Origin of the sequence: Pseudomonas sp. R2-7-07, from assembly GCF_003852355.1 — a bacterium.
Taxonomy (GTDB): domain Bacteria; phylum Pseudomonadota; class Gammaproteobacteria; order Pseudomonadales; family Pseudomonadaceae; genus Aquipseudomonas.
On record NZ_CP027759.1, the window covers coordinates 3,978,770 to 4,005,392 of the forward strand.

The 26,623-nt window shown below is 61.8% G+C and carries 30 protein-coding genes; 1 reads left to right on the top strand and 29 read right to left on the bottom strand.

Annotated features, from left to right (window positions below):
• Positions 1 to 4: 4 nt before the first annotated feature.
• From C4J86_RS18170 to C4J86_RS18195, 6 genes are all read right to left on the bottom strand, one after another.
• Positions 5 to 379, bottom strand: coding sequence for a chemotaxis response regulator CheY (locus tag C4J86_RS18170; protein ID WP_005790040.1), 375 nt, complete (start codon positions 377 to 379; stop codon positions 5 to 7).
• Positions 380 to 546: 167 nt separating this feature from the next.
• Entirely contained in the window at positions 547 to 1,287 is a 741-nt protein-coding gene (gene fliA, locus C4J86_RS18175; RefSeq protein WP_124359259.1) for an RNA polymerase sigma factor FliA, read from the bottom strand.
• Complete coding sequence (fleN, locus tag C4J86_RS18180; protein ID WP_003192912.1) at positions 1,284 to 2,117, bottom strand: flagellar synthesis regulator FleN; 834 nt, start codon at positions 2,115 to 2,117, stop codon at positions 1,284 to 1,286. Before fleN ends, fliA begins: the two co-directional genes overlap by 4 nt.
• Positions 2,118 to 2,222: 105 nt before the next feature.
• Complete coding sequence (gene flhF, locus C4J86_RS18185; RefSeq protein WP_124363767.1) at positions 2,223 to 3,539, bottom strand: flagellar biosynthesis protein FlhF; 1,317 nt, start codon at positions 3,537 to 3,539, stop codon at positions 2,223 to 2,225.
• 12 nt (positions 3,540 to 3,551) lie between these two features.
• Entirely contained in the window at positions 3,552 to 5,666 is a 2,115-nt protein-coding gene (gene flhA / locus C4J86_RS18190; protein ID WP_124365188.1) for a flagellar biosynthesis protein FlhA, read from the bottom strand.
• A 144-nt stretch (positions 5,667 to 5,810) separates the two neighbouring features.
• Entirely contained in the window at positions 5,811 to 6,020 is a 210-nt protein-coding gene (locus tag C4J86_RS18195) for a cold-shock protein (protein ID WP_124371409.1), read from the bottom strand.
• 540 nt (positions 6,021 to 6,560) lie between these two features.
• Here C4J86_RS18195 and C4J86_RS18205 point away from each other — a divergent pair.
• A complete protein-coding gene (locus C4J86_RS18205; RefSeq protein WP_124371411.1) occupies positions 6,561 to 6,785 on the top strand; it encodes a DUF6124 family protein in 225 nt (74 codons plus the stop codon).
• Positions 6,786 to 7,201: 416 nt separating this feature from the next.
• Here the strand turns inward: C4J86_RS18205 and C4J86_RS18210 are convergent, their stop codons facing one another.
• From C4J86_RS18210 to C4J86_RS18325, 23 genes are all read right to left on the bottom strand, one after another.
• The gene (locus tag C4J86_RS18210; protein WP_124371412.1) at positions 7,202 to 7,447 is read right to left on the bottom strand and encodes a cold-shock protein; all 246 of its coding nucleotides are present in this window, start codon (positions 7,445 to 7,447) and stop codon (positions 7,202 to 7,204) included.
• A gap of 228 nt (positions 7,448 to 7,675) precedes the next feature.
• Complete coding sequence (locus C4J86_RS18215; RefSeq protein ID WP_124371413.1) at positions 7,676 to 7,879, bottom strand: cold-shock protein; 204 nt, start codon at positions 7,877 to 7,879, stop codon at positions 7,676 to 7,678.
• A 17-nt stretch (positions 7,880 to 7,896) separates the two neighbouring features.
• Positions 7,897 to 8,109, bottom strand: coding sequence for a hypothetical protein (locus tag C4J86_RS18220; protein ID WP_256657507.1), 213 nt, complete (start codon positions 8,107 to 8,109; stop codon positions 7,897 to 7,899).
• A gap of 533 nt (positions 8,110 to 8,642) precedes the next feature.
• On the bottom strand, positions 8,643 to 9,779 hold the full coding sequence (gene flhB / locus C4J86_RS18230) for a flagellar biosynthesis protein FlhB (RefSeq protein ID WP_124371415.1): 1,137 nt from the start codon (positions 9,777 to 9,779) through the stop codon (positions 8,643 to 8,645).
• 3 nt (positions 9,780 to 9,782) lie between these two features.
• Complete coding sequence (gene fliR, locus C4J86_RS18235) at positions 9,783 to 10,568, bottom strand: flagellar biosynthetic protein FliR (RefSeq protein WP_124363770.1); 786 nt, start codon at positions 10,566 to 10,568, stop codon at positions 9,783 to 9,785.
• A 4-nt stretch (positions 10,569 to 10,572) separates the two neighbouring features.
• On the bottom strand, positions 10,573 to 10,842 hold the full coding sequence (gene fliQ, locus C4J86_RS18240; RefSeq protein ID WP_057721355.1) for a flagellar biosynthesis protein FliQ: 270 nt from the start codon (positions 10,840 to 10,842) through the stop codon (positions 10,573 to 10,575).
• A gap of 4 nt (positions 10,843 to 10,846) precedes the next feature.
• Entirely contained in the window at positions 10,847 to 11,590 is a 744-nt protein-coding gene (fliP, locus tag C4J86_RS18245; RefSeq protein ID WP_124363771.1) for a flagellar type III secretion system pore protein FliP, read from the bottom strand.
• A complete protein-coding gene (gene fliO / locus C4J86_RS18250) occupies positions 11,590 to 12,024 on the bottom strand; it encodes a flagellar biosynthetic protein FliO (RefSeq protein ID WP_124367841.1) in 435 nt (144 codons plus the stop codon). The genes fliP and fliO overlap by 1 nt, the downstream gene beginning before the upstream one ends.
• A 1-nt stretch (position 12,025) precedes the next feature.
• The gene (fliN, locus tag C4J86_RS18255) at positions 12,026 to 12,493 is read right to left on the bottom strand and encodes a flagellar motor switch protein FliN (protein WP_124371416.1); all 468 of its coding nucleotides are present in this window, start codon (positions 12,491 to 12,493) and stop codon (positions 12,026 to 12,028) included.
• Positions 12,494 to 12,536: 43 nt separating this feature from the next.
• The gene (gene fliM, locus C4J86_RS18260) at positions 12,537 to 13,505 is read right to left on the bottom strand and encodes a flagellar motor switch protein FliM (protein ID WP_124363773.1); all 969 of its coding nucleotides are present in this window, start codon (positions 13,503 to 13,505) and stop codon (positions 12,537 to 12,539) included.
• A gap of 9 nt (positions 13,506 to 13,514) precedes the next feature.
• Complete coding sequence (gene fliL / locus C4J86_RS18265) at positions 13,515 to 14,015, bottom strand: flagellar basal body-associated protein FliL (protein WP_124363774.1); 501 nt, start codon at positions 14,013 to 14,015, stop codon at positions 13,515 to 13,517.
• Between the two features lie 211 nt (positions 14,016 to 14,226).
• Entirely contained in the window at positions 14,227 to 15,513 is a 1,287-nt protein-coding gene (locus tag C4J86_RS18270) for a flagellar hook-length control protein FliK (protein WP_124371417.1), read from the bottom strand.
• 103 nt (positions 15,514 to 15,616) lie between these two features.
• Positions 15,617 to 15,961, bottom strand: a complete 345-nt coding sequence (locus C4J86_RS18275) for an Hpt domain-containing protein (protein WP_124367843.1) — start codon at positions 15,959 to 15,961, stop codon at positions 15,617 to 15,619.
• Positions 15,962 to 15,991: 30 nt separating this feature from the next.
• Positions 15,992 to 17,710, bottom strand: a complete 1,719-nt coding sequence (locus C4J86_RS18280) for a fused response regulator/phosphatase (RefSeq protein ID WP_124371418.1) — start codon at positions 17,708 to 17,710, stop codon at positions 15,992 to 15,994.
• The gene (locus tag C4J86_RS18285; protein ID WP_124367845.1) at positions 17,707 to 18,012 is read right to left on the bottom strand and encodes an STAS domain-containing protein; all 306 of its coding nucleotides are present in this window, start codon (positions 18,010 to 18,012) and stop codon (positions 17,707 to 17,709) included. The genes C4J86_RS18280 and C4J86_RS18285 overlap by 4 nt, the downstream gene beginning before the upstream one ends.
• A gap of 95 nt (positions 18,013 to 18,107) precedes the next feature.
• Positions 18,108 to 18,557, bottom strand: coding sequence for a flagellar export protein FliJ (gene fliJ / locus C4J86_RS18290; RefSeq protein WP_124371419.1), 450 nt, complete (start codon positions 18,555 to 18,557; stop codon positions 18,108 to 18,110).
• Positions 18,558 to 18,560: 3 nt separating this feature from the next.
• Positions 18,561 to 19,919, bottom strand: a complete 1,359-nt coding sequence (fliI, locus tag C4J86_RS18295) for a flagellar protein export ATPase FliI (RefSeq protein ID WP_124363780.1) — start codon at positions 19,917 to 19,919, stop codon at positions 18,561 to 18,563.
• On the bottom strand, positions 19,909 to 20,673 hold the full coding sequence (gene fliH / locus C4J86_RS18300) for a flagellar assembly protein FliH (RefSeq protein ID WP_124371420.1): 765 nt from the start codon (positions 20,671 to 20,673) through the stop codon (positions 19,909 to 19,911). Before fliH ends, fliI begins: the two co-directional genes overlap by 11 nt.
• 10 nt (positions 20,674 to 20,683) lie before the next feature.
• Complete coding sequence (gene fliG / locus C4J86_RS18305; RefSeq protein ID WP_057721344.1) at positions 20,684 to 21,700, bottom strand: flagellar motor switch protein FliG; 1,017 nt, start codon at positions 21,698 to 21,700, stop codon at positions 20,684 to 20,686.
• The gene (fliF, locus tag C4J86_RS18310; RefSeq protein WP_124371421.1) at positions 21,693 to 23,468 is read right to left on the bottom strand and encodes a flagellar basal-body MS-ring/collar protein FliF; all 1,776 of its coding nucleotides are present in this window, start codon (positions 23,466 to 23,468) and stop codon (positions 21,693 to 21,695) included. Before fliF ends, fliG begins: the two co-directional genes overlap by 8 nt.
• A 16-nt stretch (positions 23,469 to 23,484) precedes the next feature.
• Positions 23,485 to 23,814 carry a flagellar hook-basal body complex protein FliE gene (fliE, locus tag C4J86_RS18315; RefSeq protein WP_017134937.1) on the bottom strand — a complete coding sequence of 110 codons (330 nt, stop codon included), beginning with the start codon at positions 23,812 to 23,814 and terminating at the stop codon, positions 23,485 to 23,487.
• A 130-nt stretch (positions 23,815 to 23,944) separates the two neighbouring features.
• Complete coding sequence (locus tag C4J86_RS18320) at positions 23,945 to 25,321, bottom strand: sigma-54 dependent transcriptional regulator (protein ID WP_124371422.1); 1,377 nt, start codon at positions 25,319 to 25,321, stop codon at positions 23,945 to 23,947.
• Positions 25,322 to 25,328: 7 nt separating this feature from the next.
• On the bottom strand, positions 25,329 to 26,540 hold the full coding sequence (locus C4J86_RS18325; protein WP_124365190.1) for a PAS domain-containing sensor histidine kinase: 1,212 nt from the start codon (positions 26,538 to 26,540) through the stop codon (positions 25,329 to 25,331).
• Positions 26,541 to 26,623: the final 83 nt, after the last annotated feature.

The following is a 26,623-nucleotide window of genomic DNA, read 5'->3' on the forward strand; positions in this document are numbered from 1 at the left end:
AGCATCAATGGCCGATGCGTTCGAAGATTTTTTCGATCTTCTCTTTCAAGGCCAGGGCAGTGAATGGCTTGACCACATAGCCGTTTACCCCGGCTTGGGCGGCTTCGATGATCTGTTCACGCTTGGCTTCGGCGGTCACCATCAACACCGGCAGGCTGCGCAGTTTTTCATCGGCGCGCACATGACGCAGCAAGTCGATGCCGGTCATGCCGGGCATGTTCCAGTCGGTTACCAGAAAGTCGATGCTCCCGCTGTTGAGGATCGGAATCGCCGTAATGCCGTCGTCCGCCTCGACCGTGTTAGTGAACCCAAGGTCACGCAACAGGTTTTTTATGATCCGCCGCATCGTTGAGAAGTCATCAACGATGAGGATTTTCATGTTCTTGTCCAATTCGACCTCCAAGCAGTCTTAAACGCGCCCAGCACCTGGACGCGCCACTTCAATCAACAGGCGTTACACAAAAAGGACTGCCCAGGGCACCACGGAGCGAACCCGCGAAGGCCGAAACCTTCGCGGTAGCGTCTGCAGTGTCCCCACACTGCCTGTCAGCGCGCGCGCCACTCTCCCAACCGCCCCCGCAAGCGGGCCGCGCACTGGCTATGCAACTGGCTGACACGCGATTCGCTGACCCCCAGGACCTCACCGATTTCCTTGAGGTTCAGCTCCTCGTCGTAGTACAGCGCCAACACCAGGCGCTCGCGCTCCGGCAAATTGGCAATGGCCTCCGCCAGCGCTCCCTGGAAACGTTCATCTTCCAGATCGCGCGACGGTTCCATATGCGCGCTCGCGCCGTCCTCGTGCAGCCCTTCGTGTTCGCCGTCCTGCAACAGGTCGTCGAAACTGAACAGGCGGCTGCCCAAGGTATCGTTCAAAATCCCGTAATAATCGTCGAGACTCAATTGGAGTTCGGCCGCAACTTCATGATCTTTAGCGTCACGACCGGTTTTTGCTTCAATTGCACGAATTGCGTCACTGACCATGCGCGTATTGCGGTGTACCGAACGCGGCGCCCAATCCCCTTTACGCACTTCATCGAGCATCGCGCCACGGATACGGATACCCGCATACGTCTCGAAACTCGCCCCTTTGCTCGCGTCGTATTTAGTCGACACTTCGAGCAGGCCGATCATCCCGGCCTGGATCAGGTCTTCCACCTGCACGCTGGCGGGCAGGCGCGCCAGCAGGTGATAGGCAATGCGCTTGACCAGTGGCGCATAGCGCTCGATCAACTCGCCCTGGCTGTCACGGGCCGACTTTTTGTAAAGGTTGTAGCCGCTGGATGTCATAGCACAGGCCCTGCGCTCGTCTGATGCACCAATCGCTCGACAAAAAACTCCAGATGCCCCCGAGGGTTGGCAGGCAACGGCCAGGTATCGACCTTCTGGGCTATCGCCTTGAACGCCAGTGCGCACTTGGAACGAGGGAACGCTTCGTAGACCGCACGCTGCTTTTGCACGGCCTTGCGCACACACTCGTCATAGGGAACTGCACCGACGTATTGTAAGGCGACATCGAGGAAACGATCCGTGACCTTGGTCAACTTGGCGAACAGGTTGCGCCCTTCCTGCGGACTCTGGGCCATGTTGGCCAGCACGCGGAAGCGGTTCATGCCGTAGTCACGGTTAAGCAGTTTGATCAGAGCGTAGGCGTCGGTGATCGAAGTGGGTTCGTCGCAGACCACCAGCAGCACTTCTTGCGCGGCGCGTACGAAGCTGACCACCGACTCGCCGATCCCGGCGGCGGTGTCGATCACCAGCACGTCGAGGTTGTCGCCGATATCGCTGAAAGCCTGGATCAGGCCGGCATGCTGCGCCGGGCTCAGGTGCACCATGCTCTGGGTGCCCGAGGCGGCCGGCACGATGCGGATACCACCGGGGCCCTGGAGCAGCACATCGCGTAGCTCACAGCGGCCTTCGATCACATCGGCGAGCGTGTGTTTGGGTGTCAGCCCCAGCAGAACGTCCACGTTCGCCAGGCCCAGGTCAGCATCCAGCAGCATGACGCGACGGCCAAGCTCTGCCAGGGCCAGGGACAAATTCACTGACACGTTAGTTTTGCCGACGCCACCTTTGCCGCCGGTCACCGCGATCACCTGTACGGGATGCATGCTGCCCATTTTATTTCTTTACCTTGTCTTGCTTAGACGCAGGCTACATGGCTTGGTCGCGTGTATCGCTTGCAGACCATCGATGTAGGTACATTTCACGGTGTTCATCCTGCCTTATCCCACCCGCTTTGCCGGGTTGTGATAAAGGTCGGCGAACATGTCGGCCATCGCTTCCTCGCTAGGCTCGTCTTGCATTTGCACACTGACAGCACGGCTGACCAACTGATGACGGCGCGGCAGATGCAAATCATCCGGGATCCGCGGCCCGTCGGTCAGGTAGGCGACCGGTAATTCATGACTGATCGCCAGGCTCAGCACTTCGCCGAGGCTGGCGGTTTCATCCAGTTTGGTCAGGATGCAACCGGCCAGGCCGCAGCGTTTGTAGCTGTGATAGGCAGCGGTAAGAACCTGTTTCTGGCTGGTGGTTGCAAGCACCAGGTAATTTTTCGACTTGATGCCGCGTCCGGCCAGGCTTTCGAGCTGCATGCGCAGGGCCGGGTCGCTGGCTTGCAGGCCGGCGGTATCGATCAACACCACGCGCTTGCGCAGCAGCGGGTCGAGGGCATTGGCCAGGGACTGGCCCGGGTCGACGTGGGTCACCGGCACATTGAGGATACGGCCCAGGGTCTTGAGCTGTTCCTGGGCGCCGATGCGGTAGCTGTCCATGCTCACCAGCGCGATATTCGATGCGCCGTACTTGAGCACATAACGCGCGGCCAGCTTGGCCAGGGTGGTGGTCTTGCCCATGCCGGCGGGGCCGACCATGGCGATCACACCGCCTTCTTCCAGGGGTTCGATTTCCGGGGTGGCGATCATCCGCGCCAAGTGCGCCAGCAGCATGCGCCAGGCTTGGCGCGGCTCTTCGACTTCGGCGGTCAGCGCCAGCAGGTCGCGGGACAACGGCCCGGACAGGCCGATGCGCTGCAGCCGGCGCCACAGGTTGGCTTGTTGCGGCTTGCTGCCTTGCAGTTGGCTCCAGGCCAGCGAGCCCAGCTGCACTTCAAGCAGCTCGCGCAGGCCGTTGAGTTCAAAGCGCATCGAATCGAACACACGCTGGTCGACTGCGGCGGCCGGGGCTGGCGCTGCAGGACGTGGCGGCTCGACAAACGTAGGTTCCACCAGCGGCTCGGCGGCGGTCAGTGGCAGGCCGGCGAACAATTGGCGGTTGGTGGTGGCGTCGCTGTCACCGCGCATGCTCAGTTCGGCCTGGGCCGAGACGATGCGCGAAGCGGTCTTGCGCAGCTCGTCTTCGAGCTCCATGTTCGGCACACGCGGAGCCAGGGCCTGAGGCGTGTAATCCAGGGCAGCCGTCAGCTCGACACCGCCGGCAATACGACGGTTACCGATAATCGCGGCATCGGCGCCCAGCTCATCGCGGACCAACTTCATGGCCTGACGCATATCGGCGGCGAAAAAACGCTTTACTTGCATAACCCACTACCCTCAGCCGTTGGGCCCTACTGTCGCGACGATAGTCACTTGCTTATTGTCAGGAATTTCCTGGTAAGCCAACACGTGCAAATTCGGTACTGCCAGGCGCCCGAAGCGCGACAACATCGCGCGGACCGGACCGGCCACCAGCAGAATCACCGGTTGGCCCTGCATTTCCTGGCGCTGCGCGGCTTCGATCAACGAACGCTGCAGCTTTTCAGCCATGCTTGGCTCCAGCAGGACGCCCTCTTCCTGGCCTTGCCCTGCCTTCTGAATACTATTGAGCAATATCTGTTCCAACCTTGGCTCCAAGGTGATAACAGGCAGCTCAGACTCAACGCCTACAATGCTTTGCACGATGGCGCGGGACAAACCGACCCGCACCGCCGCCACCAGCGCGGCAGTATCTTGACTCTTGGCGGCATTGTTGGCGATGGCCTCGGCGATGCTGCGAATATCGCGCACGGGCACCTGTTCGGCGAGCAAGGCTTGCAACACCTTGAGCAACTGCGACAGCGACAGCACGCCCGGCACCAGCTCTTCGGCCAGTTTTGGCGAGGCTTTGGCCAGCAAACCCATCAATTGCTGGACTTCCTCGTGGCCGATCAGCTCGTGGGAGTGTTTGTAGAGAATCTGGTTGAGGTGGGTAGCGACCACGGTACTGGCGTCCACCACGGTATAACCGAGGGACTGCGCCTGGCTGCGCTGGCTGACTTCGATCCACACCGCTTCCAGGCCGAAAGCCGGATCTTTGGCGGTGATGCCGTTGAGCGAACCGAACACTTGCCCTGGGTTGATCGCCAGTTCCCGGTCCGGGTAGATCTCGGCTTCGGCCAGGATCACGCCCATCAAGGTCAGGCGGTAGGCGCTGGGGGCCAGGTCGAGGTTGTCGCGGATATGCACGGTGGGCATCAAAAAGCCCAGGTCCTGGGACAGCTTCTTGCGCACACCCTTGATCCGCGCCAGCAATTGGCCGCCCTGGTTGCGGTCCACCAACGGGATCAGGCGGTAACCGACTTCCAGGCCGATCATGTCGATCGGGGTTACGTCGTCCCAGCCCAGTTCCTTGGTTTCCTGGGCGCGGGCCGGGGATGGCAGTAATTCCTGCTGGCGGGCGACTTCCTGGAGGGCCTGAACCTTGACCGCATTCTGTTTCTTCCAGAACAGGTAGGCCGCGCCGCCGGCCATGGCCGCCATGCTCAGGAACGAAACGTGGGGCATGCCCGGCACGATGCCCATGACGGCCATGATACCGGCGGCCACGGCCAGCGCCTTGGGCGAAGCAAACATCTGCCGGCTGATCTGCTTGCCCATGTCTTCGGAGCCCGAAGCACGGGTTACCATGATCGCAGCAGCTGTGGATAACAACAGTGATGGCAATTGCGCCACTAAACCGTCACCGATGGTCAGCAAGGCGTAGACCTTGCCCGCATCGCCGAAGGTCATGCCGTGCTGGAAAATACCCACGGCCATGCCGCCGATCAGGTTGATGAACAGGATCAGCAGGCCGGCGATGGCGTCACCGCGCACGAACTTACTGGCGCCGTCCATGGAGCCGTAGAACTCGGCTTCCTGGGCCACTTCCAGGCGACGGCTCTTGGCTTGGTTCTGGTCGATAAGGCCAGCATTGAGGTCGGCGTCGATGGCCATCTGCTTACCGGGCATCGCATCCAGGGTAAACCGCGCGCTCACCTCGGAAATCCGCCCGGCGCCCTTGGTGACCACCACGAAGTTGATGATCATCAGGATCGCGAACACCACGATACCGACCACGTAGTTACCGCCGATCACCACTTCACCGAAGGCCTGGATTACCTTACCGGCAGCGGCGTGACCGTCCTGGCCGTGGAGCATCACCACGCGGGTGGACGCCACGTTCAGCGCCAGGCGCAGCAGGGTCGCCACCAGCAGGATGGTCGGGAACACCGCGAAATCCAATGGCCGCAGGGCGTACACACACACCAGCAGCACCACCACCGACAGGGCGATGTTGAAGGTGAAAAACACGTCGAGCAGGAACGGCGGCATCGGCAACATCATCATTGCCAGCATCACCAGCAACAACAACGGCACGCCCAGGTTGCCCCGCGACAGGTCAGTCAGGGTGCCACGGGCCGTGCTGAGCATTTGAGAGCGATCTACCACCGGTCTTCCTCGTGTCCTTGAAGCAAAGTTTTGACGCTGGGGGGCGTCCTGCAGGCGGTATTGCAAGAAGCCTTCCAACTTTGCTTGGAGGAAATACCAGGGGCAGTTTCTATCGCCGATCAATGCTTAAATCAGCTTAAGCTCAGTAGCCTTTGGTTTTAGAGTTTTTTTATCGGTACCGGGCTCGTACGATACCCTTTGCCCCTTCGTGAAAGACTGAATACCTGAGGCTAGAGCATCTTCGATATGTACAAATACATCAGCCCCTCCGCCGTCTGGAGTGATAAATCCAAAACCCTTAGCCGTGTTAAAAAAATACACCGTGCCTGTCGCCATGATGATTCTCCTTGCCTGACTCAACACACCGCACCCAGCGTGCGGCATCGCAATTTCATCTAATCGCAAAAAAACAGGCAGAACCACTGTTAGAGTTGACAGATAGTTGATGGGGCCGACGAGTGGCGCAGCCGTGACGATTCGACAGTCAACGGAGCTTATCGAAGTGAAAATCCAGGTCAAATGTGGGAGCAAGCCCCCCCCACATTTGAATTGATGTACAGCTGTTGCTACTGAGGAAATTTCTGACAAGGATTTGGGGTTGCCCCTAGGAAACTCGCTCTCTAGTCTCCGTACACCGCTGCAAACGCAGCGGACGGGCGTCGCGGTCCGGTTTACCAATGCGCAGAAGCGCCATTGTCCGCTTTCAGTCAGCGATTTTTTGTCGTCTACTGTGCGGCCCTTATGGTGGCTGTGCGCGGGATACCTTCGGGTATGCCGGGTTCCTTGGTAACCGGTCCGCGAACCTGCGCACAGCTGCCACCCTCCATCGCGTCGCGGCGATCAGCGGCAGTTCCACCTTTACCGAGGATAGTCACAATGATCAAACCCACCCCAAATCCCCCCATCCGGCTGTTTACCGTAGCTGACGGCATCAGCACCGAAGACCTGCTGGTCAACCTCAGCGAAACCCTCGCCTCGGCCAATGCCTTGAGCTGCGACCTGGCCTTTGACCTGGAGGGCTCTAAACGAGAGGAATTGCTCGGCATTGCGCAGTTGATCAATCTGGCGCAGTTACTGGCTGATCGCGTGGCATCGGGCTGACGACAGCCTAAAACCACTGATAACACGCACTCAATGTGGGAGGCCCCACTACCTCTTCGACGTAGCGCTGTCGCGCAGCAAACTGGGGGCGCCTACAAATATTCTTGGCGCTGAGGTGATCGTTCCCGCGCTCTGCGTGGGAATGCCTCCTGGGACGCTCCGCGTCCCGCCAAGCGCTGCAAGTTTCGGCGATTGCGCACAGGTGACGCGGAGCGTCACGGGCTGCAATCCCACGCAGGAGCGTGGGAACGATCTTTGAATGTGAAATTTCAGTTTTTAACTGAAAAATTAATCCTTTAAAATCAGCGAGTTATTTTAAGTTTGATAAGAGGGGGCTTGCCCCCCTCCCACATTTGGATGTGTGTGTACACATCGCTGCAAACGCTGCGCCCCGTACCAAGCCTCTGCTTTCCCGCTCAACTCCACCGCCAGCGATGCTCATCAAACACAGTATGCTGACAGGCCGATTCGACATGTATGGCTCTCGGGCCCTTGGCGCTTTGGACCACGTCATAGCTGACCTTCTGGCCTGGCACAAGGACCTTGAACGGGCCGCCTGGAATATCGACATAGTGGACAAATACCTCTGCGCCTGCGTCATCGGGCATTATCCCGCCACATCCCATTTCATAGTTGAACCACTTGACCACTCCCGTAGCCATCACTGCCCTCCTTGATTCGCTCAACGAATTCAATGTGCAACGCCCGTTTTATCCACGCGCTGAAGCGCCAGGCTCGCCACTGGCAAAGCGACGCAGCCTACCGGGTGTGGCTCAGGTCGAATGTGGGAGGGGCTTGCTCCCGATGGCGGTGTGTCAGGCCCGGAACAGGTGGCTGATACGCCGCTATCGGGGGCAAGCCCCCTCCCACATTTGCAACCGGGTAGTCTTTTAAAGAGGCCGTATATTCTCGGCCTGAGGCCCCTTTGGTCCTTGTGCTAGGTCATATTCAACTTTTTGATTTTCTTGCAGGCTTTTATATCCTCCCGTCTGAATTGCCGAGTAATGAGCAAAAACATCCGCGCTTCCATCATCCGGTGTAATAAAACCAAAGCCCTTCTCCGCGTTAAACCATTTCACAGTGCCAGTTGCCATTGCCGTTCTCCACACACTTATGGACCCGTCCCGGTATCGTTACGCGCGCTGACGGGGAGCGCATAAACGCCCTGGGGTTTATGGATCATTTGAAACGTTAACTTCTTACCAATCGACAGTGCAGCCCCCCGCCAATCGCTCCAATCGATAAAGACGCAGTCATGCCCGTCATCCAGCGCAATCAGCCACTTGCCCCTGGCCAGCTCACGTTTGACTGTACCCGTGGTCACTTTCAATACCGTTCTCCCTGCATCTCGTTCACAGCCTGCGCGCAGTGCCTGGTGCAATAGAACCGCGAGACGCTGGCGCTGGCTACTGTCAAAGTTGACAGGTAGACGCAAACGACCATGGGTGCTAGCGAGGGGCTTTCGGTGTTTTTTTCCGCTTGCGGGGTTTTCGCATGGTGGGAGCGGCTGGCGGGACTTCACCGCACTTGGCATCTGTCGACTGCACGGCAACCGCGTTGCCATCACGATCCCGGGCAATAAAACCAATGCCCTTGACCGCATCGAACCACTTGACCGTAGTCCTATCCATCACCGCCTCCCGAGCCGCGCATGGCTGCGCGACTCATCGCTGTATCAAACAGTGAAGGCGGCGCATTGGCTACTGTCAAAGTTGACAGGTAATGGGCACCCTCCTGTAGGAGCGAGCTTGCTCGCGAAGGTGGGTAACGATAACGCGCAAATCAGGATGAACGCGGCGACTCGGAGTTTTTCGCGAGCAAGCTCGCTCCCACAGAGGCAGACATAAAAGCGCGTTTTCAGGAGTCGCGACGCAAATCCGGCGGGATCGGCAGGTCCTTGAGCGGATCGGGCCGCTTGCCCTTGCCCGCCCGGTACTGGCGGATCTGGTAGACGTAGGCCAATACCTGCGCCACGGCCAGGTACAGCCCGGCGGGGATTTCCTGATCGAGGTCGGTGGAATAGAAGATCGACCGCGCCAGCGCCGGTGATTCCAGCAGCAGAATGTCGTTGGCCACGGCGATTTCACGGATCTTGAGCGCGGTAAAGTCGCTGCCCTTGGCCAGCAACATGGGCGCGCCACCCTTCTCCGGGTCGTACTTGAGGGCGACGGCGTAGTGGGTCGGGTTAGTGATGATCACATCGGCGTCGGGCACCGAGGCCATCATCTTGCGCTGGGACATTTCCCGCTGCAGTTGGCGGATGCGTTGCTTGACCTCCGGGCGCCCTTCCTGGTCCTTGTGTTCGTCGCGCACTTCCTGCTTGGTCATCAGCAGTTTCTTGTGGCTTTCCCACAGCTGGATCGGCGCGTCCACGGCCGCGATGATGATCAGCCCGGCAGACATCCACAGCGCGCTCCAGCCCACCACTTGCAGGCTGTGGATGATCGCCGACTCCAGCGGTTCATGGGCGATGCGCAGCAAGTCGTCGATGTCGGACGACAACACCGACAACGCCACGAACAGAATCAGGATGAATTTGGCCAAGGCCTTGAGCAGCTCCACCAGGGCCTTGGTGGAAAACATGCGCTTGAGCCCGGCCGCCGGGTTCATGCGGCTGAACTTGGGCGCCATGCTGCTGGCGGCAAACAGCCAGCCGCCGAGGGCGACCGGGCCGATCAGCGCGGCGAGCAGCAAGGTGATCAGGATCGGTTGCACCGCCAGCAGCGCGATCTTGCCCGAATGCAGCAGGTAGAGCCCCATGGAATCCGGGTTGAGCAGTACCTCGCGGGGCAAGCTGAAGTTGTGCTTCATCAGCTCCAGCAAGTCCAGCGCCAGGCCACCGCCGTAGATCAGCAAGGCGCCGGCACCGGCCATCATGGTCGCAACGGTATTGAGCTCTTTGGAGCGTGCGATCTCGCCCTTTTCCCTGGAGTCCTTTTTACGTTTCTCCGTGGGGTCTTCTGTCTTGTCCTGACCACTCTCGCTCTCGGCCATGGCTCAGCGCGCCCGTGCCAGGTCACGTAAGAACTGCAAGGCGTCGGTCGCCAGCGGTTGATACTGATTGAGAATGTCAGCCAGGCCGACCCAGAAAATCCCCATGCCCAACACCAGGGTCAAGGGGAAACCAATCGAGAAGATGTTCAGCTGCGGCGCCGCGCGGGTCATCACGCCAAACGCGATGTTGACCACCAGCAACGCCGTGATCGCCGGCAACACCAGCAGCAAGGACGCGCCCAGCACCCAGCCGAGGCGCCCCACCAGTTCCCAGAAATGGTTGACCACCAACCCCGAGCCCACCGGCAAGGTGGTGAAGCTTTCGGTCATGACCTCGAACGCCACCAGATGGCCGTTCATGGCCAGGAACAGCAAGGTCACAAGCATGGTCAGGAATTGCCCGATCACCGCCGCCGACACACCGTTGGTGGGGTCGACCATGGACGCGAAGCCCATGCCCATCTGCACCGAGATGATTTGCCCGGCGACCACAAACGCCTGGAAGAACAGGCTCAGGGAAAAGCCCAGCATGGCGCCGATCAGGACCTGTTCGGCGATCAGCATCAACGCGCTGAGGTCGAGGGCGTTGACCGGCGGCATCGGCGGCAAGCCGGGCACGATCACCACGGTGATCGCGACCGCGAAATACAGGCGCACACGCCGTGGTACCAGGGTGGTGCCGAACACCGGCATGGCCATCAACATGGCCGTGACGCGAAACAGCGGCAGGATGAACGAGGCCACCCAGGTACTGATCTGGGTGTCGGTCAAGGCCAGTAACGATTGCATCGGCTCAGCCGATCAACTGCGGAATACTGCCGTACAGCTGCAGGATGTATTCCATGAAGGTTTGCACCAGCCACGGGCCGGCGACGATCAGGGTGATCAGCATCACCAGCAGGCGCGGCAGGAAGCTCAGGGTCTGTTCGTTGATCTGGGTGGCGGCCTGGAACATCGCCACCAGCAGGCCGACCAGCAGGCTCGGCACCACCAGCACGGCGACCATCAGGGTGGTCAGCCACAGCGCTTCGCGAAACAGGTCGACGGCAACTTCTGGGGTCATCGCGCTATACCCCTCCGAAACTGCCGGCCAGGGTGCCGATAATCAGCGCCCAGCCGTCCACCAGCACAAACAGCATGATCTTGAACGGCAACGAGATGATCAGCGGCGAGAGCATCATCATCCCCATCGCCATCAGCACGCTCGCCACCACCAGGTCGATGATCAGGAACGGGATGAAAATCATGAAGCCGATCTGGAACGCGGTCTTCAATTCCGAGGTGACGAACGCCGGCACCAGGATGGTCAGCGGAGCCTGGTCCGGCGTGGCGATGTCGGTGCGCTTGGACAGGCGCATGAACAGCTCGAGGTCGCTGGAGCGGGTCTGCGACAGCATGAAGTCCTTGATCGGGCCCTGGGCCTTGTCGATGGCGTCCTGGGCAGTCATTTTCTCCGCCAGGTAGGGCTGCAGGGCTTGCTGGTTCACCTTGTCGAACACCGGCGCCATGATGAACAGCGTCAGAAACAACGCCATGCCGGTAAGGATCTGGTTCGACGGCGTCTGTTGCAGGCCCAGGGCCTGGCGCAGGATCGAGAACACGATGATGATCCGCGTGAAGCTGGTCATCAGCATGACGAACGCCGGGATAAAACTCAGCGCGGTCATGATCAGCAGGATCTGCAGGCTGACCGAGTATTCCTGCGCGCCGGCCGCATTGGTGCCCAGGGTGATCGCCGGGATCGACAACGGGTCGGCGCCCAGGGCCATCGGCGCGGCCAGCAACAGCATGAGCGTCAGGAACACGCGCATTACTTCTTATCCTTCTGATCCTTGCCCAGCAATTCCATCAGGCGCTGGGCGAATTCTGGCGTGGCGGCCTCGGTCTTGGCCGCGTCCACCGGTGTCTTGAGTACGTGCAACGGGGTAATGCGGCCGGGGGTGAGGCCGAGCAGGATCTGCTCCTCGCCGACCTGCACCAGCACCAGGCGATCGCGCGGGCCGAGGGCACGCGAGCCGATCAGCTCGATGACCTGGGCGTTGCCCGGGCCGATACGCTGCACGCGGCGCATCAGCCAGGCCAGCACGAAAATCAGGCCGACCACCAGCAACAGGCCGAGCATCAGTTGCGTCAACTGCCCGCCGACGCTGCCGACCGCAGGTGCCGCAGCCGCTTGCGCGATCGGCTCAGCCGCCAGGGCGCCCAAGGGCAGCGCCAGCAACAGTCCCGCCATGCTGTACTTCATTTCAGCGCAACTTCTTGATGCGTTCGCTCGGGCTGATCACGTCCGTCAGGCGAATGCCGAACTTCTCGTTGACCACCACCACCTCGCCATGGGCGATCAGCGTTCCGTTGACCAGCACATCCAGCGGCTCGCCGGCCAGGCGGTCAAGCTCGATCACCGAGCCCTGGTTGAGCTGCAGCAGGTTACGGATGTTGATTTCGGTGCTGCCCACTTCCATGGAAATCGACACCGGAATGTCCAGGATCACGTCCAGGTTGGGGCCGTCGAGGGTCACAGGTTCGTTGTTTTTCGGCACGCTGCCGAATTCTTCCATCGGCAGGCGTTTGCCGGCCGGCGCGGAGGCAGCGTCGGCGGCCAGCAGCGCGTCGATATCGTCCTGGCCGACATCGCCGGTTTCTTCCAGGGCCGCAGCCCACTCGTCAGCCAGGGCCTGGTCTTCGGCGGAAGTGTTTTCGTGTTCGGTAGCCATTACATGTCCTCGGCGCAGCAAACAATCATGAATAGGGGGTGCATCAGCGGCGATTGATCGGTTCAATCACCTGCAACGCCAGGTTGCCCTTGTGGGAACCGAGCTTGACCTTGAACGACGGCACACCATTGGCGCGCATGATCAGTTCTTCCGGCAGTTCGACGGGGATCACGTCACCCGGCTGCATGTGCAGAATGTCGCGCAGGCGCAGCTGGCGGCGGGCCACGGTGGCGCTCAGGGGTACGTCGACGTCGAGCAGGTCTTCGCGCAGGGCCTTGACCCAGCGTTCGTCCTGGTCGTCGAGGTCGGACTGGAAACCGGCGTCGAGCATTTCGCGTACCGGCTCGATCATCGAGTACGGCATGGTCACGTGCAGGTCGCCGCCACCGCCATCGAGTTCGATGTGGAACGTCGACACCACAATGGCTTCGCTCGGCCCGACGATATTGGCCATGGCCGGGTTCACTTCCGAGTTGATGTACTCGAAATTGACTTCCATGATCGCCTGCCAGGCTTCCTTCAAGTCAATGAAGGCCTGCTCCAGCACCATGCGCACCACGCGCAGTTCGGTGGGCGTGAATTCACGGCCTTCGATCTTGGCGTGACGGCCGTCGCCACCGAAGAAGTTGTCCACCAGCTTGAACACCAGCTTGGCGTCGAGGATGAACAGCGCGGTGCCGCGCAACGGCTTGATCTTGACCAGGTTGAGGCTGGTGGGAACGTACAGCGAGTGCACGTATTCACCGAACTTCATCACCTGCACACCGCCCACCGCCACGTCCGCCGAACGGCGCAGCATGTTGAACATGCTGATGCGGGTGTAACGGGCGAAACGTTCGTTGATCATTTCCAGGGTCGGCATGCGTCCACGGACGATGCGATCCTGGGTGGTCAGGTCGTAACTTTTGACGCTGCCGGGTTCGGCAGCCATTTCGGTCTGTACCAGACCATCGTCGACGCCATGCAACAGCGCGTCGATTTCATCCTGGGACAGCAGGTCTTGCACGGCCATGTCGTGGTCCTACTGCAATACGAAGTTAGTGAAGAGCGCCTGCTCGACCACGACTTTGCCGAGCTCTTTCTGGGCCACTTCCTGCACGCTGGCAGTGACCTTCTGGCGCAGCATTTCCTGGCCCACCGCAGTGGCCAGGCTGTCGAAGCTCTGCCCGGAGAACAGCATCACCAGGTTGTTGCGGATCACCGGCATGTGCACCTTGAGCGCGTCCAGGTCCGCCTGGTTGCGCGCCAGCAAGGTGATGCTCACCTGCAAGTAGCGTTGGCGACCGTTCTGGTTGTAGTTGGCGACAAACGCCGGCAGCATCGGCTCGAAGATTGCCGGTTGCTTGACGTTAGTGGCGGCGTCGGCAGCGGGAGCCGGCTTGCTGGCACTGCTGTGCATGATGTACCAGGTGCCACCCACCGAGGCGCCAATGGCCAGGAGCAGGCCCAGCACAATCAGCAGGATCAGCTTGAGCTTGCCTTTGCCTGCGGGGGGAGTTGCTGCGTCGTCGCTCTTCGCCATGCCAATAATCCGTCACTATTCTGGGATTCATAGATCTACGGAAAGGCAGGAGCAAGTGTTATGCCAGAGTTGTCTGGCACCAGGGCAACACCAATCAAATGTGGGAGGGGGCTTGCTCCCGATAGCAGTGTGTCATTCAACAAATCTGTTGCTGATACACCGCAATCGGGAGCAAGCCCCCTCCCACATTTTGATCTCTGTTCGGCTTGGGTCAGGCGTAGTAGTCGACAGCGCTGGAGCCGATCACACTGCTCACCACCGGCGCGACGGCGGCCGCCACTTCGCCAGAGTCGGCAGCATCGCCAGCGCTACTGCGGCCGCTACTCACGCCCCGCGCCTGGCTCTGCTGTTGCTGCTGCTCCTGCCCGCGAGACTGGTCGGACACATTCACGTCCACCTGCCCCATGCCTTGCTGGGCGAACATCTCGCGCAGGCGCCCGGACTGGCTTTCCAGCGCTTCACGGACCACCGCATGGCCGCTCATGAAGCTCACTTGGGCCTGCTGGTCGGGCGTCATGTTGACCTTGATGTCCAGGCGCCCCAGTTCGGCCGGCTGCAGCTGGATTTCGGCCGACTTGAGGTTGGCGCTGGAGAGGTACATCACGCGGTTGACCACTTCTTCGGTCCAGCCGCTCTGGTGCATGGCCAGCGGGGCGTTGGTCACCGGCGGCAAGGCGTTGGCGGTTTTCGGCGTGGCGGCCTGGGTCAGCGCGGCGAGGCGGTTGGCAAAGTCATCCACGCGGGTGTCGCTGCTGGCGTCCTTGAGGTCCTTGAGGCCGTCATCGATCAGCGCGCCGAAGGCTTTGTCGCCGCCCTGGCCGGTGCTGTCCTTGGTGGCTTGTTGATCGACCATAGTGGCCAGGCCTGCCGCGAAGTTCTGCGCGGCGGTCGGTTGATCCAGGGGCGTGGCTGGCGCAGTTTTCTGTGGCGCCTGGCTGCTGGCCGATACATGACCGCCCTGCTCCATCGCCAAGCGTACGGCGGGCATCGCATCCAGGGGGTCGGCTTCGGGGTCGAAGGCCGGTGACTTGGCCTGGTCGCTCACGGCAACGGGGGCGGCGGCGACCGGCTGGGGCTTGTCATCTTCCACGACCGCCACAGGCGCTGGCGTTTCCACCGGCACGGCAGCGGGTGTGATCGTGGCGATCAGCGCGGGGTCGACCGGCGGATCGGCCGGCGGCTGTTGCGCCAGGGACGGGTCGGCGGCTGTGTCGGCGGCGTCCTCGTCGGCCTTGGCCGGCTTGGCAGGCAAGGGATTGCCGCTATCGGCAACCGCCGGCGTGCTGGCGGCAGATTGATCGCCGGCTGCCGTCGGTGCCGACTTGCCTGGGGCGTCGGCGGTTTTCAAGGCAGATTTGGCGCCTTGGTTGGCGAACACTTGAGCGAAGCCAGGGCCCTTGTCCCGTGGGTCCGCAGCCGCTGCCACAGGGGTGGCGGCAGGCGCTTGAGGCTTGGCCGCGGGGGCAGCCTGAAGAAGCGAATTAGGGGCGACTGGCATAGGTAAAGGTCTCCACTGCATGGGGTCGGGGATGCAGTATCCAGAGATAGAGCAAGAGTCGGGCCAAGTCGCCCTGGGCAGCTAAATCGCGGTTTGAAGTGCTTCAGAGACTGAAGCGCTGCCGCTCCGACTCATACAGCGGCCGGACCAAGGCAAACTCATGATCGATCTGATCGACCAGGGCCCCGAGGTCCGCCGTCGTCCCAACAGACTCCACTTCCAGGCGCTGACACAACTGCGCCAGTCGCACCGCCCCAAGGTTGCCGCTGCTACCCTTGAAGCTATGGGCGATGCGCCCCAGCGCCTTGGCGTCATCACGCGCTTTGCGCAAGGCGGTGACGCGCTCTTCGGAGTCATGAAGGAAGGTCTCCAGCAACCGTGGGTACTCGTCCTCCATCACCTCCTGCAAGCCCGACAGCACGTCAGGGTCCAGATGAATCTCAGCCACTTGCTCGCTCCTTGATCAAGAATCGGCGGATTATGCCAGAGCCTCCCAGCAAAACTCCACGCAGACACTGCGCCCGCCATCGGACCAGCGTACCGCGCTGCAAAGTTGACGCACCAGGCTCAAGCCGCGGCCAGACAGACGGTCAGCATCCAGCGGCCGCGCCAGCACCTCGTCAACATCGAAGCCAGGCCCGCTGTCCTCGACACGCAACGTCATCTTGCCGCCCTTTGCAGTCGGGGACACCTGCACATGTATGCGGATATGGCCGCTGTTCAATTGCGCCAGCCGCTCGTTGCGCAGGCGGTAGTACTGCGCAAACCCTTCGGCATCTTGCTTGAGCTGTGAATCCAGCCCCAGTACCCCATGTTCGAGGGCATTGGCATACAACTCGGCCATCACCGTGTAGAGCGCACCGCTCTGCTCACGCAGGCCGTGGACCTCCAACAGTAATTGCAGCAGATAGGGCAATGGGTTGTAGCGCCTGAGGGTCTGCGCGCGAAATTCAAAACTCACCGACCAATTCAGCGGGCACGACTGGCCACTGTCGGAATACATCGGTTCCGCCACGCGCAGCGGTTGGCCGGACAGCAAGGTGATTTCAACCATGCTGACGTCGTCCCGTGCCTCACCGCGAAATGCCGCCAGCGCCTGCTCGATATCCTCGAACAAGCGGTCGGGCTCGCGGTTGGCGGCAAACACCTGCTGCAAACGCTCGGCGCCGAACAACTGGTCATTGGCGTCGGCGGTGTCCAGCACCCCATCGGAGAGCAGGAACACCCGGTCGCCCAGGGCCATGGGCCAGACTTCGGTGCTGTCATCGAATGCCTGGGCCGACAGCACGCCCAACGGCAGATGCCGCGACATCAACGGCGTGCGCTTGCCGGTAGCGACCTCATGCACATAGCCCTCGGGCATGCCGCCGTTCCACACCTCCACCACGCGCCGCTCGGTGCTCAGGCACAACAGTGTGGCGCAGCAGAACATGTCCACCGGCAGGATGCGCTTGAGCTTGGCGTTCATCTCGCGCAGGGTCTGCGTCAGCCCATAGCCCTTGGCGGTCATGCCATAGAACACTTCGGCCAGGGGCATGGCACCGATGGCCGCCGGCAGGCCGTGGCCGGTGAAATCGCCGAGCAACACGTGCATGTCGCCGGACGGCGTATAGGCCGCCAGCAACAGGTCCCCGTTGAACAGTGCATAGGGCGATTGCAGGTAGCGGATATTCGGCGCCGCGTTGATGCAACCCGAATGCGCGACCTTGTCGAACACGGCCTTGGCGGTGCGCTGCTCATGTAACAAGTAATCGTTGTGACGGGCGATCTGGTCACGCTGCTGCAGCACCGTGGCTTGTAGCCGCCGCAGGCGGTCCATGGCGTTGATCTTGGCGGCCAGAATCAACTGGTTATAGGGCTTGGGCAGGAAATCGTCGCCGCCGGCGTCCAGACACTCGGCCAGTGCGGCGCTTTCGCGCAGCGAGGTCAGGAAGATGATGGGGACCAACTGCTCGCCCGCCAATTGCTTGATCCAGCGCGCGGCGAGAAAACCATCCATCACCGGCATCATCGCGTCCATCAACACCAACTGCGGGCGCTCGCGCGCAAACACCTCAACGGCTTGCTCGCCATTGGTCGCGGTGAGCACATGGTGACCCTGACGCCGCACGATGGTCGACAACAACAGCAAGTCGGCGGCACTGTCTTCGGCAATCAGGATGGTCAGCGGCTCGGATAAGGGCGCCAGGACTCTCACGAGATATCGAAAAGCTTGTCGAAATTTGAAATGGCGAGGATTTTGCGCACGTCCGTGTTGCTGTTGGTCACGCGCACGTCTGAATTATCGCCACCGGCATGGTCCCGCAGCAGCAGAAGCATGCCCAGGGCCGAGCTGTCCATATACGTGGTTTCTTTCAGGTCCACGACGTACGACTCAGGCACCTTATAGAACCGCTCGTAGGCATCACGAAATGCCTGGTGGCTGCCGAAATCGAATCGGCCCTTGATCGTGATCGTCAACTTCTTCCCATCCAGGGATACATCTGGCTCGATCGACATGTGACTGCTTCCTTGTCATTGGCACTAGACACAAGGTGTAGCAGCTGAACTGGATGTGAGCAACACAGCATTTCAAATGTGCCCTGTTTCGCTGGTTAGAACTGTTCCTGGCGGGGCAGGCGCTGGGACAGCTCGTCGAGCAACTTTTGTTCACGCTTGTCCTCAATGGCCCGCGCTTCGTCGAGATAGCGCTGCACCAATTTGCGCAAACCTTCGACGCGGGCGAACGCCGCTTGCCAGCTTTCGCGCGCCTTATCGAGGTTGTTCTGGTGCCAGGCCAGGCTCTGGCGCTGTTGGCCGACGGCGGTTTCCAGTTGGTTGAGAAAGCCCTGGTACCCCATCAGCCACTGGCCCGACACGCCCTTGCTGCCGCGCTCGATCCACTGTTGCTGATACTCGAGGCGAAAGCGCTCGAGGTCGCCCAGCTTGCTTTCCGCCAGGCGCACCTGGCCCTGGAAATAGCCCAGGCGCTGCACAGCGGTCTTTTCGGCCTTTTCGGCCATTTCCACCACCGGGGCCAGGCGCGCGGCGCGACTGTTGGCCATGGCTTAGCCGCCTGGCGCGGGGGCGAAGATGGACTGCAGATGCGCTTCGCTTTCGCCCATGCTGATCTTGTCGTTCAGCCCCTGGCGCAGGTAGGTCACCAACTGCGGTTGCAGCGCAATGGCCAGGTCGGTCTCGCGATCGCCACCGGCGACGTAGGCGCCAACGCTGATCAGGTCGCGGCTCTGCTGATAACGCGACCACAGCTGCTTGAAGTATTGCGCGCGGGCCATGTGTTCCGGCGTCACCACCGCCGGCATTACCCGGCTGATGGACGCCTCGATATCAATGGCCGGGTAGTGCCCTTCTTCGGCCAGGCGCCGCGACAGCACGATGTGCCCGTCAAGCACGCCCCGCGCCGAGTCGGCAATCGGGTCCTGCTGGTCATCGCCTTCGGACAACACGGTGTAGAACGCGGTGATCGAGCCCCCGCCGGCCTCGGCATTACCGGCCCGCTCCACCAGCTTGGGCAGCTTGGCGAACACTGACGGCGGATAGCCCTTGGTCGCCGGCGGCTCGCCGATGGCCAGGGCGATCTCGCGCTGGGCCTGGGCGAAACGGGTGAGCGAGTCCATCAGCAACAGGACATTCTTGCCCTTGTCGCGAAAATATTCGGCGATGCGCGTGCAATACATGGCGGCGCGCAGGCGCATCAGCGGTGCGTCATCCGCCGGAGAGGCGACGACCACCGAACGCTTGAGCCCTTCCTCACCGAGGCTGTGCTCGATGAATTCCTTGACCTCACGGCCACGCTCGCCGATCAGCCCGACCACGATGATGTCGGCCTCGGTAAAGCGCGTCATCATGCCCAGCAACACCGATTTACCCACACCGGTACCGGCGAACAGGCCCAGGCGCTGGCCGCGACCGACCGTCAATAAACCGTTGATGCTGCGTATGCCCACGTCCAGCGGCACGCTGATGGGGTTACGGTTGAGCGGGTTGATGGTGGGGCCGTCCATCGGCACCCAGTCCTCGGCTTTCATGCCGCCCTTGCCATCCAGCGCGCGACCGGCGCCGTCGAGTACGCGGCCGAGCATGCTCATGCCCATCGGCAGGCGCCCGGTGTCGGCCAGCGGCACTACGCGGGCACCGGGGGCGATACCGGCGAGGCTGCCCACCGGCATCAGGAAAATCTTATTGCCGGAAAAGCCCATCACTTCGGCTTCGACCTGCACCGGGTGGTAGCTGTCGTCGTTGATCACCATGCAGCGGCTGCCCATGGCGGCACGCAAGCCTTCGGCTTCAAGGGTCAGGCCGACCATGCGCAACAGGCGCCCTTCAAGGATCGGCTGGCCGGGCAACTCAGTGGCCTCGGCGTAGCTGCCCAGGCGTTTGGCGAAGCTGGTGCGGTCAAGGCGCATCGGTGGCGTCCAGATCAACGCTCAGATCAGGCTCGGCCGGGTGCAGCACCTGCTCATGCAACTGGTCGAGCAATTTGGTCATGATCTGGCTGATGCGGGTTTCCACCGTGGCATCGATGCGGCTGTGCTCGGTCTCGACGCGGCAGCCACCGGGCTGCAACGCCGCGTCCTCGACGATGCGCCAGGTTTCTTCATGGCGCTCGCGCAAGGCTTTGACCTGCTCGAAATCCTGCGGGTTGATATACAGCCGCACATTGCCGACACCCAGGGGCAGCAGCTTGAGGGCCTCGCGCATCACGCTTTCGATCTGGCTGGAATCCAGCACCAGTTCACGCTGGATCACTTGGCGCGTGATGTGCTGCACCAGGCCGACCATGGATTTTTCCAGCTGCGCGTCCTGTTCGGCGATGGGGGCGAACAGGTTGCCCATCAAGCGCTCCAGGCTGGCCAATTGACCACTGAGGGCTTCTTCGGCTTCCTGGCGAACCTTGAGAGTAGTGCTGCGAAAGCCGTCTTTTTCACCGGCCGCGAAGCCTTCGTTGTAAGCCTCCTGGCGGATGGCTTCCAACTCTTCAAGGGTCAGCGGCTGGACTTCCTCCAGCGGCACTTCTTCCATCTGTGCCGGCGGTTCCTCCACCGGCTCAGGTTCTGGCTCCGGCACGTGGGGGTCGAAGCTGGGCAACGACCAGATGTCGAACCCGCCGACATCCCGCGCGCGAATCAGGTCGCTGGGCGTCTCATCTTTGTTCGACATGCGGGGCGCCTTAAATCATTTCTTCGCCGCCCTTCCCGCCGAGAACGATTTCTCCGGCTTCGGCCATACGGCGGGCAATGGTGAGGATTTCTTTCTGCGCGGTTTCCACGTCGCTGACGCGCACCGGGCCCTTGGCTTCCAGGTCGTCGCGCAACAGTTCGGAAGCACGCTTGGACATGTTCTTGAAGATCTTTTCCTTGACGCCCTCGTCCGAGCCCTTGAGGGCCAGCACCAGCACGTCGGACGACACTTCGCGCAGCAACGCCTGGATGCCACGGTCGTCGACATCGGCGAGGTTGTTGAACACGAACATCAGGTCTTCGATCTGGCCGGACAGGGTGTCGTCGATCTCGCGGATCGAGTCCATCAACTGGCCTTCGACCGAGCTGTCGAGGAAGTTCATGATGTCGGCTGCACGCTTGATCCCGCCCAGGGTGGTGCGCGAGGCGTTCGAGTTGCCCGAGAACTGCTTCTCGAGAATCGTGTTGAGTTCTTTCAGCGCCGCCGGCTGCACGGTGTTCAGCGACGACACGCGCAGGATGATGTCCAGGCGCACTTTATGGTCGAAGTGGCCGAGCACTTCGCCGGCCTGGTCCGGGTCCAGGTAGGCCACGACAATGGCCTGGATCTGGGGGTGTTCGTAGCGAATCACGTCGGCGACCGCGCGCGGCTCCATCCACTTCAGGCTGTCGAGGCCACTGGTGTTGCCGCCCAGCAGGATGCGGTCGATCAGGCCGTTGGCCTTGTCTTCGCCCAGGGCCGAGGTGAGCATTTTGCGGATATAGCTGTCGGAGCCGACGCCCAGGCTGGTCTGGTCGCCGACGATCTCGACGAACTCGCTCATCACCTGTTCGACTTGCTCGCGGTGCACATTGCGCATCTGCGCCATGGCCACGCCGACGCGCTGGACCTCTTTGGGGCCCATGTGGCGCAGCACTTGGGCGGCGTCGGTCTCGCCCAACGACAGCAGCAGCACGGCGGCTTTGTCGACCCGGGAGAGCTTGGCAACAGCGACTCGATCATTCATCAGCGTTAATCCACTCTTTCACGACCTGGGCCACACGGCCCGGGTCTTCTGCCACCAGACTCTTGATTGCGTTCAACTGAGCGTCATAGCCTTCGCTCGGGCTTGGCAACAGGATGCTTTGCGGGCCGCCCAGGCTGACGCGGTCGTTGGCCAACTCGCCGTCCAGGCCACCCATGCCGCCCAGTTCGACGTCGCTACCGGCCAAGGCCAGTTGTTTCTTGCCATGCCCGGTGATGTTGTTGAGTACCGGCCGCAGCACACCAAATACCAGCACCAGGATGAACAACACTCCCAGCACTTGCTTGACGATGTCCCAGAACCACGGCTGGGTGTAGAACGCCGGGTCGGCGATCACTTCGCCGCGCTCGGCGGAGAATGGCATGTTGATTACGCTGACGCTGTCGCCACGGCTGGCGTCGAAGCCGACGGCGTCCTGCACCAGGCGGGTAAAGCGCGCCAATTCGTCGGCGCTCCAGGGTGCGCGGGTAACGGCACCGTCAGCGGCGTTGACCTTGACCTGGTCATCGACCACCACCGACACCGACAGGCGATTGACCTTGCCCTGCTGCTGCTTGGTGTGGCTGATGGAGCGGTCGAGCTCGAAGTTCTTGGTGGACTGGTTACGCTTGTCCGCCGGGTACGGCGCGAGCATCGGCTGGCCGGTGGCCGGGTCCATGATCTGCTGGCCGTTGGCGTCCAGCAGCGGTTGGCCGGCTGCAATCGCGCCAGCGGTGGCAGCGGCGCCACCGGTGGTTTGCGGGGCGGAAGCCGGTGCCGGCGGCTGGTTGCTCAGGGCCCCCGGTACGCCTTGCGGGCCGTTGCTGGCGGTGCGTTGTTCACTGGTGGACTGCTCGCTGCGCAGGGCGGGCTGGTCCGGATTGAATTGCTCGGACGTCGATTCGACGGCGCTGAAGTCCACGTCGGCGGACACTTCAGCCTTGTAGCGGTCGTTGCCCAGCACCGGCTGCAGGATGTTATGCACGCGCTGGGTGAGCATGCTTTCCATGCGACGGCTGTAGTCGAACTGCTTGCCGGCCTGGGTCAGCGCGGAATTTTCGGCCATGTCGGACAGCAGGTTGCCCTTCTGGTCGACCACGGTGATCTGCGACTTGCTCAACTCCGGCACGCTGGTGGCCACCAGGTTGATGATCGCCAATACCTGGCCAGGCTCCAGGGAGCGGCCGGAAAACAGTTCGACCAATACCGAGGCACTCGGCTTGCGTTCGTCACGCACGAACACCGAGCTTTTCGGGATGGCCAGGTGCACGCGGGCACCCTTGACGTTATTCAGGCTGGAAATGGTCCGCGCCAGTTCGCCTTCCAGGCCGCGACGGTAGCGGGTGGCTTCCATGAACTGGCTGGTGCCCAGGCCCTGGTCCTTGTCGAGGATTTCAAAGCCGATATTGCTGTCGGACGGCGTGACGCCGGCGGCCGCCAGTTTCATCCGCGCACGCGCCACATCGTCGGCCTTGACCAGCAAGGCACCGGAGTTGGGCTCCACGGTGTAGGCGATGTCGGCGGCGGCGAGGGTTTCCATGATCTGCTTGGAATCCATGCCCGCCAGGCTGCCGTACAGCGGCCGGTAATCAGGCTGCTGCGACCACAACACCACGGCAAAACCAATCGCCACGCTGGCAGCCAGGCCGACCATCAGGCCCACCTGACGCAACATGGTCATTTCCGAGAGGTTTTCCAGGAACGACAGGCCAAACAGCGGCGGCTTGCCGTCTGTCTTGGCGGGTACGTTGTCCACGACTGCTTCTGCCATGACTTAAATCTCGCCCTTAAACCGGCATCTGCATGATGTCTTGGTAAGCCTGAACCAGCTTGTTACGCACTTGGGTCAAGGCCTGGAAGGAAACACTGGCCTTTTGCGAGGCGACCATCACATCGGTGAGGTCCACGCCGCTTTTACCGATCTCGAACGCGGTCGCCAACTGGCTGGACGCCTGCTGGGTATCACTGACTTTATTGATTGCCTGACCGAGCATGTCGGCAAAACTGCTTTGGCCCAATTCCGGCGCTGGCGCGACAGATTTCGGTTGAGCCATGGCATCCATTTGCATGGAGCGCATATCCAACATCAACCGATTGAACTCAATACCCTGGCTCATGACCTTCTCTCTCCGACGACCCGCAATTTTTTGACACTACGCAGCGGTTACCAGGGGAGGTGCAACAAGGGTGCCAGCTTCGTTGCGACTCGTAAGAAAAGCCGACAAAGCTTGTCAGCCTAGGCTTTGCTCAGGTAGCGAAAAGATACGCTTCCACATCCATCCCCGCGTCGCGCATCTGCGCCAGCTTGTAGCGCAAGGTGCGCGGGCTGATGCCGAGGCGCTCGGCCGCTTCTTTGCGGCGGCCGCGCTCGGCGCGCAGGGTGTCGATGATCATCTGGAATTCGCGCCGGCGCAGGTCATCGCCCAGGGCGCCGGCCGATTCGGCTTCGGCAGGCACCGGTGCCGGCGCCAGGCTCGGCAACGGCGCCACGCCATTGCCCATGGCCAGGCAGAAATCCTGGGGCTGGATCAAGCCGCCCTGCTGCAGGATCAGCGCGCGCTGGATCGCATTGTCCAGCTCGCGCACATTACCCGGCCAGGGGTAAGCGACCAGGCAGGCCTGGGCCTCGGCCGACAGCCGCGCCTGGGCGTGTTTCATTTTTTTGACGTGGTTGTTCAGCAGGCGCTCGGCCAGAGGAATGATATCGGCCGGGCGTTCGCGCAACGGGCGCCAGGCCAGCGGGAACACCGACAGGCGATAGAACAAGTCTTCGCGAAAGCGCCCCGCCGCCACTTCGCCCGCCAAGTCGCGGTTGGTGGTAGCGACCACGCGGATATCCAGCTGGATCGGCTTGCGTGCGCCCACCCGCTCGACTTCTCGCTCCTGCAACACGCGCAACAACTTGGCTTGCAGACCCAGGGGCATTTCCGAGATTTCGTCGAGCAGAATGGTGCCGCCGTCGGCCTGCTCGAACTTGCCGGCCTGGGCCGCGATAGCCCCGGTGAACGAGCCCTTCTCATGGCCAAACAGGGTGGCTTCGAGCATGTTGTCCGGGATCGCCGCGCAGTTGATCGCGATAAACGGCTGCTGGGCACGGCTGGATTGTTGGTGGATATAGCGCGCCAGCACTTCCTTGCCGGTGCCGGACTCGCCGGAAATCAACACCGTGGAGTCGCTGCGCGCCACACGGGCCGCCAGTTCCAACAGTTGTGCACTGGCCGGTTCGAAGGCGATCGGGCCCTCACCCGCCACCGCCGAGATGACGCCCAGGGCATGCCGGGCGACCAGTTCGATCAACGCCTTGGGTTCGAACGGTTTGACCAGATAATCCGCCGCCCCCTGGCGCATGGCGTCCACGGCCCGCTCCACGGCGCCATGGGCGGTCATCAGCAGCACCGGCAATTGCGGCTGGCGCGCGCGCAGCAGGCCGAGCAGTTGGTGGCCGTCCATGCCGGGCATGTTCACATCGCTGACCACCAGGCTGAACGCCTCCTGCTGCACCGCCTCCAAGGCCTCCTCGGCAGAGCCGACCGCGCGGTAGTCATGGCCCGCCAACAGCAGCGTGTCAGCCAATGCTTCACGCAGGGCGCGATCGTCTTCAACCAATAAAACCTTGATAGCCATGATCCTTTTACTCCGCGCTCGCCGCGCTGGAAAACAGCGGCAAGGTCATCAATGCACAGGTGCCGCGCCCCAACCGGGAGCGCAACTGCAATTCTCCCTGATGCGCACGGGCCACTGCCTTGACCACGGTCAGGCCGAGGCCGGTGCCGTTGGTCTTGGTGGTGAAAAAAGGTTCGCCCAGGCGCTGCAGCACGGCCGGTGCGATACCGCTGCCGCTGTCGCTGATGCACAGGCGCAGGGTTTGCTCGCGGCGATACAGGTGCACCTTGAGGCGTGCACCAGGGCCGCTGGCCTGGGTGGCGTTTTCGATCAGGTTGAGCAGCGCGCCGACCAGGGTGTCACGGTTGCACAGCAACTCGCCGTGGTGGCTGTCGCACTGCCAGCGCAGGCTGGCGCCCTGGATATGCGTGGCCGCCGCCGCTTGCAGGGCCTGCATCAAACCGGCCGGAGTGAGGCGGTCGGTCAACGGCAATTCGCCACGGGCAAACACCAGCATGTCGCGCACCTGATGTTCCAGCTCGTGCAGGCGCTCCTTGAGACGCCCGGCAAAGCGCTGGTGGGTGGCCGCCGGCAACTGCTCATCAGTCAAATGACTGGCGTAGATCAACGCCGCCGACAACGGCGTGCGGATCTGATGCGCGAGGGACGCGACCATCCGCCCCAACGACGACAACCGCTCATGCCGCGCCAGTTGGTCTTGCAGGTGACGGGTTTCTGTCAAATCGTTGAGCAGCACCAACTGGCCCGGTTCAGCATCCAGGGAGCGGGTGGCGATGGACAGGCGACGCCCGTCTTTAAGCGACACTTCGTGGCCGTCATCCTCACGCGGCGCGAAGCAGCGGGTGATGACGTGGCGCCACAACTCGCCTTCCAGCGGCAGGCCGAGCAAGTCGCAGGCCGCCGGGTTGGCTTCGCGCACACGGCCCTGGTCATCGATGACGATCACGCCACCGGGCAACAGCGAAAGCAGATTCTGCAGGCGGTTGGCCAGGCGCTCCTTTTCAGCCAGTTCCTGCATGCGCTGGGCGCTGACCACCGCAAGTTCGCCTTTAAGCTCGGACACCCGGGCTTCAAGCAGACTGTAGGAATCGGTCAGCTGGCTCGACATCTGGTTGAACTGCGAGAACGCCTGTTCAAGACCCTGGCGGGTCGGCGGCTCTACAGGCGAAACCAGCCCCTGGATGGCAGGGGCCGGAGATAGTTGGGCGGCGTGGGGCATCATGCTCTCTCGCTTGGCTGACCGTCAGTTAAACGGAACGTTGCGAGGGCTGTAGCAATACCCGTGCCGAAAAAAAACTACCT